The sequence below is a fragment of the Parasulfitobacter algicola genome (assembly GCF_013315265.1).
GTDB classification, from domain to species: Bacteria; Pseudomonadota; Alphaproteobacteria; order Rhodobacterales; family Rhodobacteraceae; genus Parasulfitobacter; species Parasulfitobacter algicola.
On sequence record NZ_JABUFE010000004.1, the window covers coordinates 165,408 to 182,365 of the forward strand.

Annotated in this window: 15 protein-coding genes; 8 read left to right on the forward strand and 7 right to left on the reverse strand. The window is 52.6% G+C overall.

Annotation, left to right across the window (positions count from 1 at the left end; translation table 11 throughout):
• The first annotated feature begins 48 nt into the window (after positions 1–48).
• From ygfZ to HRQ87_RS09115, 3 genes are all read left to right on the forward strand, one after another.
• Entirely contained in the window at positions 49–786 is a 738-nt protein-coding gene (ygfZ, locus tag HRQ87_RS09105; RefSeq protein ID WP_174137517.1) for a CAF17-like 4Fe-4S cluster assembly/insertion protein YgfZ, read from the forward strand.
• 127 nt (positions 787–913) lie between these two features.
• Entirely contained in the window at positions 914–1,105 is a 192-nt protein-coding gene (locus tag HRQ87_RS09110; protein ID WP_174137519.1) for a hypothetical protein, read from the forward strand.
• Positions 1,083–1,514: an eCIS core domain-containing protein gene (locus HRQ87_RS09115; protein ID WP_174137520.1), complete on the forward strand. Its 432-nt coding sequence runs from the start codon at positions 1,083–1,085 to the stop codon at positions 1,512–1,514. The genes HRQ87_RS09110 and HRQ87_RS09115 overlap by 23 nt, the downstream gene beginning before the upstream one ends.
• 35 nt (positions 1,515–1,549) lie before the next feature.
• Here HRQ87_RS09115 and meaB read toward each other — a convergent pair whose 3' ends face one another.
• Positions 1,550–2,518, reverse strand: a complete 969-nt coding sequence (gene meaB, locus HRQ87_RS09120) for a methylmalonyl Co-A mutase-associated GTPase MeaB (RefSeq protein ID WP_174137521.1) — start codon at positions 2,516–2,518, stop codon at positions 1,550–1,552.
• 158 nt (positions 2,519–2,676) lie between these two features.
• Between meaB and hrpB the strand changes: the two genes are divergently transcribed.
• Positions 2,677–5,124 (forward strand): ATP-dependent helicase HrpB, encoded by a 2,448-nt coding sequence (gene hrpB, locus HRQ87_RS09125; RefSeq protein ID WP_174137770.1) that lies wholly within the window; start codon positions 2,677–2,679, stop codon positions 5,122–5,124.
• A 61-nt stretch (positions 5,125–5,185) separates the two neighbouring features.
• On the opposite strand, the gene HRQ87_RS09130 is transcribed toward hrpB, so the two are convergent.
• Together HRQ87_RS09130 and HRQ87_RS09135 are read right to left on the reverse strand one after the other, a co-directional pair.
• Positions 5,186–6,679 carry a sensor histidine kinase gene (locus HRQ87_RS09130; RefSeq protein ID WP_174137523.1) on the reverse strand — a complete coding sequence of 498 codons (1,494 nt, stop codon included), beginning with the start codon at positions 6,677–6,679 and terminating at the stop codon, positions 5,186–5,188.
• The gene (locus HRQ87_RS09135; RefSeq protein WP_174137524.1) at positions 6,642–7,382 is read right to left on the reverse strand and encodes a response regulator transcription factor; all 741 of its coding nucleotides are present in this window, start codon (positions 7,380–7,382) and stop codon (positions 6,642–6,644) included. Before HRQ87_RS09135 ends, HRQ87_RS09130 begins: the two co-directional genes overlap by 38 nt.
• 222 nt (positions 7,383–7,604) lie before the next feature.
• On the opposite strand from HRQ87_RS09135, the gene HRQ87_RS09140 reads away from it, so the two are divergent.
• From HRQ87_RS09140 to HRQ87_RS09155, 4 genes are read left to right on the forward strand one after another with little or no spacing between them, the layout of a single operon-like run.
• Positions 7,605–8,852, forward strand: a complete 1,248-nt coding sequence (locus tag HRQ87_RS09140; RefSeq protein WP_174137526.1) for an ABC transporter substrate-binding protein — start codon at positions 7,605–7,607, stop codon at positions 8,850–8,852.
• A 57-nt stretch (positions 8,853–8,909) separates the two neighbouring features.
• Positions 8,910–9,782 carry a carbohydrate ABC transporter permease gene (locus HRQ87_RS09145; RefSeq protein WP_174137528.1) on the forward strand — a complete coding sequence of 291 codons (873 nt, stop codon included), beginning with the start codon at positions 8,910–8,912 and terminating at the stop codon, positions 9,780–9,782.
• Positions 9,775–10,665 (forward strand): carbohydrate ABC transporter permease, encoded by an 891-nt coding sequence (locus HRQ87_RS09150; RefSeq protein WP_174137529.1) that lies wholly within the window; start codon positions 9,775–9,777, stop codon positions 10,663–10,665. The genes HRQ87_RS09145 and HRQ87_RS09150 overlap by 8 nt, the downstream gene beginning before the upstream one ends.
• A gap of 4 nt (positions 10,666–10,669) precedes the next feature.
• On the forward strand, positions 10,670–11,767 hold the full coding sequence (locus HRQ87_RS09155; protein ID WP_174137531.1) for an ABC transporter ATP-binding protein: 1,098 nt from the start codon (positions 10,670–10,672) through the stop codon (positions 11,765–11,767).
• Positions 11,768–11,800: 33 nt separating this feature from the next.
• Here HRQ87_RS09155 and HRQ87_RS09160 read toward each other — a convergent pair whose 3' ends face one another.
• From HRQ87_RS09160 to HRQ87_RS09175, 4 genes are all read right to left on the reverse strand, one after another.
• Positions 11,801–13,432, reverse strand: a complete 1,632-nt coding sequence (locus HRQ87_RS09160; RefSeq protein ID WP_174137533.1) for a peptidoglycan-binding domain-containing protein — start codon at positions 13,430–13,432, stop codon at positions 11,801–11,803.
• Between the two features lie 15 nt (positions 13,433–13,447).
• Positions 13,448–14,665, reverse strand: coding sequence for a phenylacetate--CoA ligase family protein (locus HRQ87_RS09165; RefSeq protein ID WP_174137534.1), 1,218 nt, complete (start codon positions 14,663–14,665; stop codon positions 13,448–13,450).
• Positions 14,666–14,723: 58 nt separating this feature from the next.
• Positions 14,724–15,548 carry an ABC transporter ATP-binding protein gene (locus HRQ87_RS09170; protein WP_174137536.1) on the reverse strand — a complete coding sequence of 275 codons (825 nt, stop codon included), beginning with the start codon at positions 15,546–15,548 and terminating at the stop codon, positions 14,724–14,726.
• Between the two features lie 102 nt (positions 15,549–15,650).
• Positions 15,651–16,934, reverse strand: coding sequence for an ABC transporter substrate-binding protein (locus tag HRQ87_RS09175; protein ID WP_174137538.1), 1,284 nt, complete (start codon positions 16,932–16,934; stop codon positions 15,651–15,653).
• Positions 16,935–16,958 lie beyond the last annotated feature (24 nt).

A 16,958-nucleotide genomic window follows, 5' to 3' on the forward strand; every position in this document is an offset into this window, starting at 1 on the left:
TAACTTGGGATCCGACCTTATATGTCGATCAACAATAAGGAACCTTCGATGTCAAAGACCCTTTTAGATCGTGCAATTTTTGAAATCAGCGGCACTGACCGCTATGATTTTCTGGAAGGTCTTGTGACAAATCACATCGCGCCAGACAGTCCGTTGACTTACACAGCACTTTTGACACCCCAGGGAAAATACATCGCTGATTTCTTTTTGTTGCCCCATGGCGACAAAATCCTGTTGGACGTTTTTGAAAGTCTGTCTGCAACGTTAATTCAGCGGCTGACCATGTATAAGTTGCGTGCCGATGTAACGATTACGCCGTCAAATCTGAACCTTCATCGCGGTATCACCACCCCACCCATTGGCTCCCACGCAGACCCAAGGCATCCTGACATGGGCTGGCGGCTTTACAGTGATACACCAACACCGCCAAACGACGTGGACTGGGACGCCATCCGTGTCGCACACTGTATCCCTGAAAGTGGCATAGAACTAACATCTGACACGTATATCCTTGAAGCAGGGTTTGAGGCCCTAAATGGTGTAGATTTCAAAAAAGGATGCTATGTCGGGCAAGAAATCGCAGCGCGTATGAAACATAAAGCAGAACTGAAAAAAGGTCTGAAGACCGTTCAGATCGACAAAGCCGTTCCGGTTGGAACGCCTATCACATCCAACGGCAAACCTGCCGGACATATTTTCACCCAATCCGGCAATCAGGCAATCGCCTATCTGCGCTTTGATCGTATTGAAAATATGCAAGCTGATGGCGCTAATGTTTCGATTTAGGTGCCTTTCATGCGATACGCGCCCACAGCATGCAGTGCCAGAAGACGTGCATGCGAAGCGTGCTCAATTTAGCTAAAAGTTGCAAAATATGATGTTGCATCGCAATTTGGTTTTGGTTGCATTTATAATGGCAGCTTTCACAGTCACATCACCAGCACAGGCCGACGAATCTTGCGTGGATTATAATCAAACACAAACCATAGACATGACATCAATGGCCGATAGCATGGCAGAGACGTTTGGTCCCATTCTGGCTGAACTGATCCAGGCAGGTAAAGAAGATGCTATCGTGAACGGTGTTTTTACCGCTGTCCCATGATACCAAAACAGCCTTTTCGTCTTATTTTGATCCGGATCTTCTTGACCAGGTTCGATATCGTGTCGGGTTTGAAGGTACAAACCTGCAAGCTTTGTCGATCCGATTGGGGGGTGCTGACGGTGTGACTTTGGATAACGTCATTCTGTTTCGATCTGACGCTGATCTGACTGACAAACATCTTATGGCTCATGAAATCGCGCATGTGATGCAATATCAGGAATGGGGGGTGGGCGAATTTGCACGTCGTTATGTTCGCAACCCGCAGTCAGTCGAAGATGAAGCCCATCAGATCGCCCTATCTTGGAAACCGGGCCAGCAGGCTAAGATTACCCCCAAAGACGCCCCCTTGGACCCCGTAATATTGACGCTTCCCAACTATGATACGGCATGCCCAGAAAACGCGCAGTAACGTGCTTTAAAGCTGTAACGGCCCACAGACCATGGCTACAGAGTTTTCAAAACCTTAGTTGCCGCAGCAGATGCGCTTATTTTGCCTTGCCCGACATCTGTACGCAGTTGGTCCATCAAATCGCGGGTCCCACCATGCGATGTAAGATGGCTTAGCACCCCCTGCCGCACTTCTTCATCAAACCAATGCGTTGCCTGTTGCGCCCGTCGTGATGTCCAATGTCCATTGTCTTTGCGCCATTTCGCCAAGGATTTCATCTGATGCCACACGTCAGCTAAACCGTGATCATGCAACGCCGACACCAGCATCGCCTTTGGAAAATCCTGCGGATCCTGCGGGCGCTTGCGCAGCAAACGCAACGCACCGGTATAATCAGCGCAAGTTCGTGTCGCGGCAGCTTTCAAGTCACCGTCCGCTTTGTTTACCAGGATCAGATCAGCAATTTCCATGATCCCGCGCTTGACACCTTGCAATTCATCGCCACCCGCAGGCGCCATGAGCAAGGCAAAGATGTCAGACATTTCTGCGACCATCACCTCAGACTGGCCAACGCCCACGGTTTCGATCAAAACCACATCAAAACCGGCGGCTTCGCACAGTTGTACAACCTCGCGCGTGCGTCGGGCAACACCCCCCAGATGAGTTTGCGATGGCGATGGACGGATAAAGGCGTTCGGATCACGGCTCAGCTGTTCCATCCGCGTTTTATCACCCAAAATCGATCCACCTGACCGGCTTGATGACGGATCAACAGCCAGAACCGCCACACGCAAATCTTGCCTCGTCAGCATCAGCCCAAAAGCTTCAATAAAGGTTGATTTTCCGACACCCGGCGTACCTGACAGACCAATCCGAAGCGCTTCGCGGTCTTTTGGCAAAGCCTCAATCAGTTGTGTTGCCTGTTCGCGGTGATCCTCCCGCCCACTTTCAATCAACGTGATCGCCCGCGCCAGGGCACGACGGTTACCGCGTATCACATCATGGGCAATTTGGGTTGGGGTCATGGCAGCTCACTGGTTTAAGAGCTTTGTGTTTGCACGAAGTGACCTGCCGATGTCTAGCCACAAGCGTCTGATGGGCCTTTAACGGAATTTGCTAAATGCACATGACGCAAGTTCCAACGGTACTGGTCATTGCATTTGCCGTATCGCATAAGTTTTCAATGACACTGCCGATTGACGCTATTCTGCCCAAACTGATCAAGGCTCTGCAACACCAGGGCCGTGCTGTATTACAGGCACCACCTGGGGCAGGCAAGACAACCCGCGTTCCGCTGGCAATGCTTGATGCCGAATTGTGTCAGAACCGCATTTTGATGCTGGAACCACGCAGATTGGCCACCAAGGCCGCAGCTGAACGCATGGCCCAAACATTGGGCGAGCCCGTCGGGCAGACTGTCGGCTACCGTATGCGCGGTGAAAGCAAAGTGTCGAAACACACCCGAATCGAAGTCGTGACCGAAGGCATTCTGACCAGAATGCTGCAAAGCAATCCTGAATTGCCCGGCGTCAGTGCTGTGATCTTTGACGAATTCCACGAACGATCTCTGAATGCCGACCTTGGTTTGGCGTTGACATGGGAGGTGCGTGAAGCCCTGCGCGATGATCTGATGATCCTTGTCATGTCGGCAACTCTTGATGCAGAACCTGTCGCCAAAATCCTTGGCGATGCCCCAGTCATAACATCCGAAGGGCGCGCCTTTCCTGTTGATATAAAGTGGCTAAACAATCCCGTTCCTAAAACCATATGGTTTGATACGGCGATGGCCGATCTGATCGTCAAAGCCGCCAATGAAACTGACGGCAGTATCCTGGCATTTTTACCGGGCGAAGGCGAAATACGCCGCACGCAGGCCGCTTTGGCTGATCGCCTCCCAGCCGATTGCATGGTCCAACCCTTATTTGGCGCCATGGACTTCAAAATACAACGCGCAGCTATCGCTCCGGCTAAAACAGGCCGCAAAATTGTGCTGGCAACCGCTATTGCAGAAACATCCCTGACCATTGATGGCATCAAAGTGGTTGTGGATGGTGGCAAATCCCGACGCGCCCGCTTTGATCCCGGATCGGGGATGTCACGGCTGATCACGGAACGCGTCACCCGGGCCGAGGCCACGCAACGCACAGGCCGCGCCGGACGCGTGTCTGCCGGTACATGTTATCGCCTTTGGACCAAAGGCGAAGAAGGCGCACTGCAACCTTTCCCCCCAGCCGAGATTGAAGCCGCAGATTTGACCAGCCTTGTTCTGGAATTAGCAGTATGGGGCACACAACCGGGCGATCTGGCCTTTCTGACGCCACCGCCGCCCGGTGCTTGGGCCGAGGCGCAAGCGTTACTACATATGCTGGGCGCATTGCATGATAATCGTATCACCGACCATGGCCGCACACTTTCTGCAATTCCGCTGCACCCACGCCTGGCGCATATGCTGACCCATGCAGGCAAAGATGCAGCGCCTTTAGCCGCAATTCTGGCCGATCGCGATCCATTACGTCGCGCCCCAACCGATCTGTCATTGCGTCTTGAGGTCTTGCAAAACCCTGGAAAATTCGTGGCCAATCGCCCTTATCAGCTGAACCGCGCTACGATTGAACGCATCAGACAGGAAGTAACCCGCCTGCAGGCTATCGCCCCAAAAGCCAGGGCTGTCAGCCTGCCTTGCATGGCAGCCCTTGCATATCCCGACCGCGTTGGTTTGCGACGCAAGGGCGATGCCCCACGCTTTGTTCTGTCTGGCGGCAAAGGGGCAATCATGGCTGATGATGATCCTTTGGCAGGACAACGTTTAATCATTGCCACCGACCTTGATGGCGACCCGCGCGAGGCAAAGATTAGACAGGCCATCCCCATCACAGACGCCGATCTGCGCGATCTGTTTTCAGATCGGATAGAGTGGACGAATGTCTGCGAATGGTCCCGTCGAGATGCCCGTGTGATCGCACGTCAACAGGAATGTCTGGGGGCGATTGTTCTGGATGACCGTATTTGGAAAGACGTACCTGACGACATGGTCGCGCAGGCGATGCTGGATGGCATTCGCCAATTAAGCCTGCGCCTGATTGGCCCTGCGCGTCGTTTTCAGGTCCGTGTAGAATTGCTGCGCCAAGGGGGCGTTCAGTTGCCTGACTTCTCGGACGAGACACTGATAGACACTATCCAGGACTGGTTGTTGCCCCATATCACAGGCGTGAAAACGGCTGATCATTGGCAGCGGTTTGATCCTTTGCCCGCCCTTCGCACGCGGTTGAATTGGGCACAACAACAGCAATTGGATACACTGGCACCAGCACATTTTGAAACACCTATGGGTCGCAAAACTCCGATCGATTACAGTACCACACCACCATCGATAGATGTTCGCCTGCAAGAAATGTTCGGGACCAAGACCCACCCGGCAATTGCGAACCAACCCCTGCGGATAACCCTTTTGTCCCCGGCGCAACGCCCGATCCAGATCACAACAGATTTGCCAGGGTTTTGGGCCAACAGCTATGCAGATGTCCGCAAAGACATGCGCGGCCAGTATCCAAAACACCCGTGGCCCGAAGACCCAATACAGGCCGAACCGACCCTAAGGGCAAAACGTCGAAATCCTGCATCTGGTAAATGAAACTTATAATGCATTCATAAATCAAAACAAATCTGCTGAAATCGGTTGTTTGGTCAACAGATCACGCGCGACTAATTTTCAAAACAGCCCGCATACCCGATGACAGACGTTCAAAGCTAAGGCCGCCGCCATGCTGACGTGCAATTGTTGATACAATCGTCAAGCCCAGCCCAACTCCTTCGGTCAGCCCAGTGTTATCGCCACGAATGAAAGGGGCGGTTAATTTGTCTAACATCTCTTCCGAGATATTCATGCCTTCGTCTTCAATCATGACGGAAGCCATCTCGGCGTCAGCGACAACCGATACCCTTGCGCGGCGCCCATATTTCAAAGAATTGTCTATTAGATTGCTGATCGCACGTCGCAACGACAAAGGACGCGCCATCACCAGAATACGCCGCGCATCTTCGGCAGGGAAATTCAGCCGCTGACCACCGCCCCCAAAAACAGATCGGCTTTTCTCTATGCTTGAACTATGCGCTTGCTGCAATTGCACAGGTTTTCCAATATCTTCGTAATCCGCTACGATCGCTTCGACGAGTGATGTCAGTGAGACCTGAACCATCTCTTCAAGGTTAATTTCGGTTCGGGTATAGGTCAGCGCGCTATCGATCATCTCGGTCATTTGATCAATGTCAGCCTCAAGCCGGTCACGCAGATCATGATCTTCAATCAACGCCGTGCGCAGCCGTAGCCGCGTAGCAGGCGTGCCCAGATCATGACTGACCCCCGAAAGCACCATGGCGCGTCGATCCAAGCGGTCACGTTCAAAGGCCAGATGATCATTCACCGTGCGCACGATTTCTCGTAATTCCTCGGGTCCGGTTTCCTGAAACGCCTCGCGACGGCTAAATTGGCCACGTTTTTTCAAAGCATTTGCAAACTGTGTAAACTGCGCGCCCGCCTCGGTGATCTGAGACAGGATAATCACGATACCCAACCCCAGAACGAAAATTGCCAATAATCGATAGTCACGCGGCGCGGCCTGGCAACCCCAGATGCCCAGCCCATCAATGCGCTGCCACGCGTTTGCATCGACACGCGCAAAGATAACCGGATCGCTACAATAGCTGGCCACCAAGCGGATCAGGTTTCCGGTAATCACCGCAGGATCTTCACCGCCATCCACCGTGATATCCGACACCGGATAACGCAGATCGGGTGATACAATATAAAACTGCACGCGCGTACCTGCGAAATCCGTTGAATTGGCAAGCACCGAAACGGATGTGATCCGCGCGGGGACAATGCCATCGGGGATCGGCGGCAACGTTGCTTCGCGCATTGCAGGGTCAGGCGGCAAAGCAGGCGGTTCAATTGTGATCCCGGCAGGTGGTGTACGGCCCGTTTGCAGCAGGCTTTCATACATGCGCACACCCGTCACGAACGCCTGATCCTGATGGGTTTGCCAAGCCATCTGCGACGCCATCCAAAGCCATGCAGCCAAAATACCCAAGATCATTGAACCCACGCTCCAAACAATCGCCTTGGCTCGCAATGTTCGAAAAATACGTGCCTTAAGCATTGCGCACATCGACGTTACTGGCCAGAACATAACCAACACCCCGTTCGGTACGCAGCACTTTGGGGTCCTTGGGGTTGGTTTCGATCTTGGATCGCAGGCGACCGACCAGAACATCAATTGCACGGCTTTCGCTGTGATCCAGCCCACCTGCCGCATTGCGGGTGACATCCAGACCATCGGCGATCTCTTCGCGGGTCAGGGGAATGTGCGGGTTGGCCAAAAACACCTTTAGCAAGCCCGTTTCACGTTTGGACAAAGCCACCTGAAACCCGTCAGGGGCTGTGACCACATCACGCTTGCCGTCATAGGTCCAACCATTGAATGCATAAAGCGCGGTATTGCGACGATAAGATAAAGATGCAGATCTGCGCCCGCGTCGCAGTACTGCGCGCACCCGCGCCAATAGCAGATCAGGATTAAAAGGCTTAGCGATATAGTCATCCGCTCCGACCTCGTACCCGGCCATGCGTTGATGATCCGCAGATAAGGCTGACACCAAAATGATCGGCACATCCTGCTGATTGCGCAAACGGCCACAGATATCGACGCCATTTTCGGCCCCCAGCATCACATCAAGCAAGATCAGATCAATACGCCCACTGCTCAGATGAACCTCCATCTCGGCCTCGGTCGCGGCAGTCAGCACAAAGAATCCGTTCGCCTGCAAAAACTGCGTCATCATCAACCGCATTTCATCGTCATCATCGACAACCATCAGGCGTGGAATCGTCATCTATGATCCTTCAGTCTTTTCACTCATCACCGCAAAACGGCGCTTTAACTGGTCGCACATCGCGCCAAAATCAATCTTATCGTAACATCAGGTAACAGGATACGGGAATTTCCCATGTGCAAAGACGTCTGCGGCAAAATTCGGTCTTTCCGTAAGGTCGCTGACATGTCTACCATTGCGGTGTCCCTGCACTATGCGGGTTAGACACTTGGGAGGATAACTATGAAAACCACATCCGTTTTTGCGGCTGGCGCAGCCGTATCTTTTTTCGCGGCAAGTTTCGCCGTGGCTGGACCAGAGGCAGAGGTACTGCATTATTGGACATCCGGCGGCGAAGCGAAATCCGTGGCCGTACTGCAAGAAGAATTCAAAGCCAATGGCGGCACCTGGACTGATATGCCAGTTGCAGGTGGCGGTGGCGATGCGGCCATGACAGCGCTGCGTGCGCGCGTTCTGTCTGGGAACGCACCGACAGCCGTTCAGCTAAAAGGTCCCGCCATTCAGGAATGGTACGAAGAAGGCGTGTTGGCCGATATTTCAGCCGTCGCTGAAGCACAAGGCTGGGCTGACGTCTTGCCGGATTCCATCGCAGGTCACATGAAATGCGACGGTACATGGTGTGCCGCCCCAGTGAACGTTCACCGCGTCGACTGGATCTGGGCAAATGCTGAAATTCTGGCCGCTAACGGTATTGATATGCCCACCACATGGGATGAATTCAACGCCGCAGCTGAAAAACTGCAGGCGGCTGGCATCATTCCTTTGGCCCACGGCGGACAGGCCTGGCAGGATGCAACGGTTTTCGAAACCGTTGTTTTGGGCATCGGCGGGCCCGACTTCTTTAAACGCGCGCTTGTCGATCTGGACACCGAAGCACTGACATCCGACACAATGGTCGCAGCGTTCGACCAGATGCGCACTTTGCGTGGCTATGTCGATGACAGCTTTTCAGGGCGCGACTGGAACCTGGCCACAGCGATGGTCATGAACGGTGAAGCGGCGTTTCAGATCATGGGTGACTGGGCCAAGGGCGAATTCCTGGCGGCTGGTAAAGTACCCGGCAAAGACTTCATCTGCGCTTCAACACCTGGTGACGGGTATCTGTACAATGTGGACAGCTTTGCCATGTTCGAAGTTGGTGGTGCAGACAAGCAAGCTGGTCAAGCACTGTTGGCAGAACTAATCATGGGTCAGAAATTCCAAAGCGTGTTCAACCTGAACAAAGGGTCCATTCCAGCACGTACTGACGTTGCACTTGATGGTTTTGACAGCTGCGCGATCACATCAGCCGAAGACATGGCATCGACCAGCGAAGCTGGGTCCCTTTTGCCTTCATATGCTCACGGAATGGCTTTGCGCGGGGCATCAGCCGGCGCAATTACTGACGTTGTGACAGCACACTTCAATTCAGACATGTCGTCTGAAGATGCTGTCCAGATGTTGGCCGACGCTGTCGCCAACTCAATGTAAATCGTCATGGCCTTGCCCCTGATTTAGGGACAAGGCCTTTTGAAGTGGAGCATCCCCATGACCGAATGGTTGGAACGACATGTGCCAAAAATGGTGCTTGCACCCTCTTTCGTGGCCATCCTTATATTTGTCTATGGCTTTATCGCCTGGACGGCATGGGTGTCACTGACAAGATCCCGTCTTTTGCCCCGTTACGATATCGAAGGCTTTATTCAATACGAACGCCTGTTTGCATCGCCCCGGTGGGATACCGCAATGAACAACCTGTTCATTTTCGGCGCGCTGTTCATCATAGTTTCGATGTTCTTGGGCCTGATGATCGCGATCTTTCTGGATCAGAAAATCCGGGCCGAAGGCATCTTGCGCACCATCTATCTGTATCCCATGGCTCTGTCGCTGATCGTAACCGGCACTGCCTGGAAATGGATCCTGAACCCCGGTTTGGGGATCGAAGCGGTGATCAAAGGCTGGGGATTTGAAAGTTTCGAATTCAACTGGCTGGTTGATCCCAATATGGCGATTTATACTGTTGTAATCGCGGGTGTCTGGCAGGCTTCGGGTTTTGTGATGGCGCTGTTTCTGGCGGGTCTCAGATCGGTGGATCAGGAAATCATCAAAGCCGCACAAGTCGATGGCATCCCTACGCACCGCATCTATTCTGCCATTATTATCCCATCGATGGCCCCGATCTTTTTGTCCGCCTTTATCGTTCTGTCGCATCTGGCTATCAAAAGCTTTGATCTGGTCATCGCACTAACGGGCGGCGGTCCTGGTTATGCCACCGATCTGCCGGCCACATACATGTATGCCATGGCTTTTTCTCGCGGTGACATCGGCCAAGCGGCCAGTTCTGCCATGATTATGATGATGGTCGTTTTTGCCATTGTCGTGCCTTACCTTTATTCCGAATTAAGGGCGAAAAATGACTGATATGCCCCATCCCAAGGCAAAAACCAGCAGCCTGTCAAAAACTGTTTTGCGCTGGTTACTTTACATCATCCTGTGTCTGTTCGCGCTGTACTATCTGATGCCGCTGTTCGTGATGCTGACGACATCACTGAAAAGCCTTGAGGAAATCCGCACCGGATCGCTCATCTCACTTCCGCGCGATATCACGTTCGACGCTTGGAAAACCGCTTGGTCAGGCGCCTGCACAGGCATCCAATGCGAAGGGCTGCGCCCCTATTTCTGGAATTCAATTCAACTTGCTATTCCGGCGGTTCTGATTTCAACCCTGATTGGGGCGTTGAACGGCTATGTCGTTGCGCAATGGCGCTTTAAAGGGGCCAACCTGATCTTTTCGATGATGCTGTTTGGTTGCTTCATTCCTTTTCAGGTTGTTTTGTTGCCCATGGCACGCATGCTGGGGCTGATGGGTGTCGCGGGCACTATCCCAGGGCTGATCTTTGTACATGTGATTTATGGCATTGGCTTCACGACACTGTTTTTCCGCAACTACTATGTCACGATCCCGCACGAATTGGTCAAAGCGGCCAAAGTTGATGGTGCTGGGTTCTTCCGAATCTTCTGGTCTATTTTCCTGCCCTTGTCGTTACCCATCGTAGTGGTGACCGTGATCTGGCAATTCACCCAGATCTGGAACGATTTTCTATTTGGTGTCTCGTTCAGCCAAGCAGGCACGCAGCCTGTGACCGTGGCCCTGAACAACATCGTCAATTCAACTACCGGCGTCAAAGAATACAACGTCGATATGGCCGCCGCTATCATCGCCGCCCTTCCGACACTGCTTGTCTATGTTGTTGCTGGCAAATATTTCATCCGCGGACTGACCGCGGGATCAGTCAAAGGATAATCCAATGGCCCCCATCCTGAATATCCAAAATCTGTACAAAAGCTATGGGTCGGTCGAGATCCTGAAAGACATCAATGTCACGATTGAGCCGGGTGATTTTCTGGTCCTTGTCGGTCCATCGGGCTGCGGCAAGTCTACCCTGCTGAACTGCATTGCTGGGCTGGAACCGATCACTGGCGGGTCAATTGATATTGGCGGTCAAGACATGACTCATGTCAGCCCCAAGGACCGCAATATCGCGATGGTGTTCCAATCCTATGCACTTTACCCAACGATGTCGGTGGCCAAAAACATCACTTTTGGCATGAAAGTTCGTGGCGTGAATGCAACGATGCAGGCTGAAAAGCTGGCCGAGGTCGCAAAGCAACTACAGATCGAACCATTGCTGCAACGTCGCCCGGCGCAGCTGTCAGGTGGGCAACGTCAACGTGTGGCCATGGGGCGTGCGTTAGTGCGCGATCCGAAACTGTTCTTGTTCGATGAACCCTTGTCCAACCTAGATGCAAAACTACGGGTCGAAATGCGGACCGAGATGAAAAAGCTTCATCAAAAACTTAATGCATCTATCGTCTATGTGACCCACGATCAGATCGAAGCGATGACATTGGCCACAAAGATCGTTGTTATGAAAGGCGGCGTGATCCAACAGATCGGCACACCGTCTGAAATTTATAACAAACCTGCAAATCTGTTCGTTGCCGACTTTATGGGGTCGCCTGCGATGAATTTGATCCCAGCGCGTGTGCACAAGGACGCAAGTGGATCACGCATTGAAATTGAGCGCGAAGATGGACAATCCCTTGTCTTGAATGATGCGCACCATACTAATTTGCCAGAAGATGTGATTATTGGTCTGCGCCCCGAAGATATTGCCGAAGCAGGATATCGCCAAGGCGATGATGTCCAAAGTGCTGTCTGTCTTGTGGATGTTGTGGAACCAGCCGGTGCCGATACCTATGTCGTGTCAAAACTAGGCGGTAAAGAAGTTACCGCCCGTTTGCATGCAGAAACGAATGCAACGCCGGGCGGCAATCTGACTTTTGCCTTTGATCTGGCAAAGGTCTCGTATTTTGCCCCTAAAACAGGCGAGCGACTAAACTGATCCGCTTCGCTCGTTAGGGATGATAAGGTTTGGTTAACGTCCACCAAGCAATTGCACAGCAGTTTCCTGCGAGATATAGCCAGTCACCTCAATGTTGCGTGCACGTTGAAATTGGCGAATGGCGCGGCGGGTTTTGTCAGTAAACCGACCATCGATCCTGCCTGGGTCGGTGCCATTGGCGGCTAGACCTTGTTCAGCCAGCAAACGGGCAATCTGATTACCTGCAATGCGACCTTCTTCGGCGCGCGCCTGTGCAACGGCATCGCTATTGCGATCATCGCTTTGTAATTCTGTGATTGAAGCTTCGGCAACAGGCACAAATGATCCATCTGGATAACGTTGCAAGTATTCACGGTATGCTTCGACGCTATTGCGCTCTTTCACCTGATCCCAGTATTCACGTTCTTCGCCCTTGGCTTCTGCGCGTTTTTCGGCCTCGTATTCTTCCAGTTGTTCACGTGCCTGATCGGAATAAATTCCATCGGGGTAGCGTTCAACATAGGCGCGCAGATCATCTTCATCGCCACTCGTACCAGTCCGTTCCCAGTAAGCGCGATCTTCACGATCCTGCTCTTCCTGTCTGCGTCGTGCTTCTTCTTCCAGAACAGCAGCCCGTTCTTGGGCTTGTGCGCGCATAGCAACGATTTGCGGACGGGTAATATAACTTGATGCCTCATACCCATTCTCTCGTTGCCATTTCGTGATTGCACCCCGCGTGCCAGGTCCAAAAATACCATCTATACCGCGCGTATCATATTCAAGAAGTGTCAGATCACGTTGAATTTGCCTGCGATCATCGCGCGACAATTCAAGCGCTTCTTCGGTCTGGCGTGCACCCCGTTCAGGGTCACCGCGCAAAGCAACAATCTGACGGTTGGCGTCATCTACATATTGTCCACGCGGATACGCGCGCAAATAGGCACGATAAGAATCTTCCGTTCCCAAATCCTGTGTTGCTTTCCAATATCCATCTTCCGCTGAGGCAGACGATACATCGGATTGTCCCTCTTCATTTTGGGCAAAACCAGATTGATACGTCATAAAACCACGCACGAGGACACCATCGGGTGCCGTAACTGCCATATCGGAATAACTGCGACCCGATAAAAGTGTCTCAAGTGTTTCATTCAGACCATCCACGTCGCCGCTTGCATATGTCACACCTTGCGGAAACGTCCACATCTCTTCAAGTTTTCCAAGCAACCTTGGGCCTGTCGGCGCATTATCTGATGGCGACAACATCACCACAGCGCTACCTTGGCGTGCGCTGATCAAATCCATCAAAGGGGCAATCGGTAATGCATTCCGACCGATGTTCACAGACGTAATATCATTCGCATCTGTTCCCAAAAGATACGCATCATCCTGCCACATCACCACGTGCCCGGCCAAAAATACCAGCAATCGGCTTGGATCACCCAGGCTGACCTCATCGAACATCTTGTCGGACAAATTCTGCATTTCAACCGCGGTCAGGTCACGCCCATAAAGAACTGTAAACCCGTCATCTTCTAGCAAATCCGCCGTTTCGCGGACTTTGGATGCATCAGAAACACGTGGCGCATCATCATAGCTGCGGTTTCCAATCACCAATGCAACATCTTGGGCAAAAGCGGGTACGACCCCAACTGATGCTATGAAAGTAGAAAGCAAGAAACGTCGCATGGGTACTCCTATCTGTTAATCGTAAGTCCGCTGATCTTCGATCAAAAGACCGTCTTTCGGCAAACTTCCCACTGGTACAACCTTTATACGGCCTCTTAGTTTCAATAAATCTTGAACCGAGGCCGCGTAAGCCGCGCCATCGCCCGTCGGGCTTTCGATCTGTACCGTCATCACATCGGTTTCACCGTCACGTGTGGCAATGACCCGTACGCGCGTGATTTCATCATGTTTAGCAACCAGCGCGGCCACCTGTTCGGGGCGTACAAACATGCCCTTTATCTTTGTCGTCTGATCAGCACGTCCCATCCAGCCCTTGATCCGCACGTTCGTGCGACCACAAGGGCTTTCACCAGGCATGACAGCGCTCATGTCACCTGTGGCAAAACGGATCAGCGGATAATCAGGGTTAAGACTGGTTACCACAACCTCGCCAACTTCACCTTCGGCCACTGGATCCCCGGTACCGGGTGTAACGATTTCGACAATCACGCCTTCGTCGACAATCATACCTTCCATCGCTGGACTTTCAAAAGCGATCTGCCCCAGATCAGCAGTCGCATAGCATTGCAAACACGCAATCCCGCGATCTGCATAGAACTGTCGCAACGATGGGAAAAGCGCGCCGCCACTGACTGCAGCGGTCTTGATCTTGAGTTTCAGCCCAAGTTCATCGGCTTTTTCCAAAATGACTTTCAGATAATCCGGCGTACCTGCATAGGCCGTCACTCCGATGGAGTGGGCCGCTTGCGCCTGCAGTTCTGTCTGACCTGTGCCTGCTGGTAACACGGCCGCACCGACGGCCCGCGCACCGTTTTCAAACATCATGCCCGCAGGGGTAAGATGATACCCAAAACAGTTCTGAATAATATCGCCTTTGCCAATACCAACCGCATGCAAAAATCGACCGAACCGCCACCAGTCATGGCTGACCATGCCCGGTTCATAAAGGGGCCCGGGTGACTGAAAGATGTGATCAAACCCGGATGCGTCAAACGTCGTGAAGCCGCCAAAGGGCGCAGATGTCTTTTGTTTTTCACCCAGTTCGGATTTGCGTAAAACTGGTAAATGCGCCAAATCACTGACGGTTGTAATACTGGCCGGATCTATATCCGCCAAACCGGAATAGCCTGGCAAGCCTTGCGCATGTGCAATTTGCACAGGCAACACTTTGGCCAATGCCGCTGCCCGTACATCAGCTGTACAGGTTTCAAGTTCGTCGAAATATGACGCCATTCCGGTCGCTCCTTCTTTTCAGATTAGGGCGCAAACCGGCCCGTTATTCAATAACACGTCAGCTAAGCCAACGTTTCCTGCGCCGATAACTGCGCACATCGCGAAACGATTTGCGCCCATCATCGCTGACACCCAGATAGAATTCCTTGACGTCCGGGTTTTCGCGCAATTCATCTGCGGGGCCATCCATCACAACACGCCCGCTTTCCAGAATATAGCCATAATGCGCGAACCGCAGGGCGACGTTGGTGTTTTGTTCAGCCAAAAGAAAGCTGACACCTTCTTTTTCATTCAGGTTCTTGACGATTGTGAAAATCTCTTCGACCAACTGCGGGGCCAGTCCCATTGACGGCTCATCCAGCAGGATTGTTTCCGGGCGGCTCATCAAAGCGCGACCAATGGCGCACATTTGTTGTTCACCACCCGATGTATAGCCCGCTTGCGACTTTCGGCGTTCACGCAGGCGTGGAAAATAATCATAAACCATTTCAAGATCGGCCTTCACAGCGCTGGAGCCATCCTTGCGCGTATAAGCGCCAGTCATCAGGTTTTCTTCGATCGTCAAATGCTCAAAACAGTGGCGCCCTTCCATAACCTGGATGACGCCTTTCTGTACCAGATCCGACGGCGACAGATGCTGCACACGTTCACCGCGATATTCAATTGACCCTTTCGTCACCTCACCGCGTTCTGAATGCAGCAAGTTCGAAATCGCCTTTAGCGTGGTCGTCTTGCCGGCCCCATTGCCACCCAACAGCGCCGTAATCCCACCTTTGGGCACTGTCAGACTGACACCCTTCAGCACAAGGATCACATGGTTATAGATCACCTCGATGTTGTTCACCTCAAGCAGTGTTTCTTCGGTATGCCCGGCATCCAACATGGTCTTACCCCGTTCAGGTTAACGCGCGATCTGCGGCTTCGTTGCTCTGTAAATACTCAAAACCCCCGGCCAGCCATTTGGCCCGCCGGGGGGAAACGCGCTTTAGTTACAACGCATTTCGATGTTGTTTTCCGCAGCAAAGGCTTCGGAATCTTCCATCACCAACGGCATGATCACGTCCTGATCCGATGTGATCCAGTCACTGACCAGCTCCCATTGCCCGCTTGATGCATTCCACTGCTGCACCTTGCCTTGGCCCGATCCACCATGGTTTTCACAAGACACGCTGAACTCAGGTCCGAAGTTTGGCATGCCCAATTCCGTCATGCGCGCTTCGGTCATAACCAGTGCTTCCATGCCATCCCGCATCATCGCAGGTGTTATGTCAGCTTCGCCGTGGATTTCCTGCGCAGTACGTGCGGCTTCGGCAGCCAACATGGCTGCATAAAGCCCGCGGTTATACAGCACCGTACCAACCTGATCGCCAGCACCTGCAGCCTTGCCCGCATCAACGACATATTTCTGGATATCTTCAAAAACAGGGAAATCTCTGCCCACATTGTGCATGTTCAACGATTTATAGCCATTGGCCGCAGCCCCCGCAGGACGCACATCATTTTCAGATCCGGACCACCAGACGCCGATGAAATTCTCCATCGGGAAACGGATGTTTGCAGCTTCCTGAATAGCAACCTGGTTCATAACACCCCAGCCCCACATCAGAACATAATCGGGGCGTTCCCGGCGAATTTGCAGCCACTGAGATTTCTGTTCCTGGCCCGGATGATCCACTGCAATAGTCTTGAATTCAAACCCATGCTTTTCGCTTAGATCAGTCAGGGTGCGAATGGGTTCTTTGCCATAGGCTGAATTGTGATAGATCAGCGCGATTGTCTTTCCGCTTAGATCACCGCCGTTTTGGTCCAGCAGATATTTCACGGCAATTGACGCGCCATCCCAATAGTTCGCAGGATAGTTAAAGACATTACCGAACACCTTCCCGTTGGCCGCCGATGTGCGACCATAGCCCATCGTATGCAGCGGAATGCCGTCAGCCGCCGTTTTCGGGATTAGCTGATAAGTAATCCCTGTGGACAGCGGCTGATAGACCAATGATCCTTCACCTTTGGTCCGCTCATAACATTCGGCGCCCTTTTCAGTATTATAGGCTGTTTCGCATTCAATCACACGGATCGGCACACCGCCAATCCCGCCATCGCGTTCATTCAACAGCGTAAAATAATCCGCATATCCATCAGCAAACGGGATACCCCCCGCCGCATAAGGTCCTGTCCGATAGGACAGCGACGGAAACACCAGATCCGCCATTGCAGGGCCAGCCGCAAGCGCTGCGGTCAAAGCCAAAGTTACCAGTTTTTTTCTCATTTCAAATATGCCTCCCACGCATTT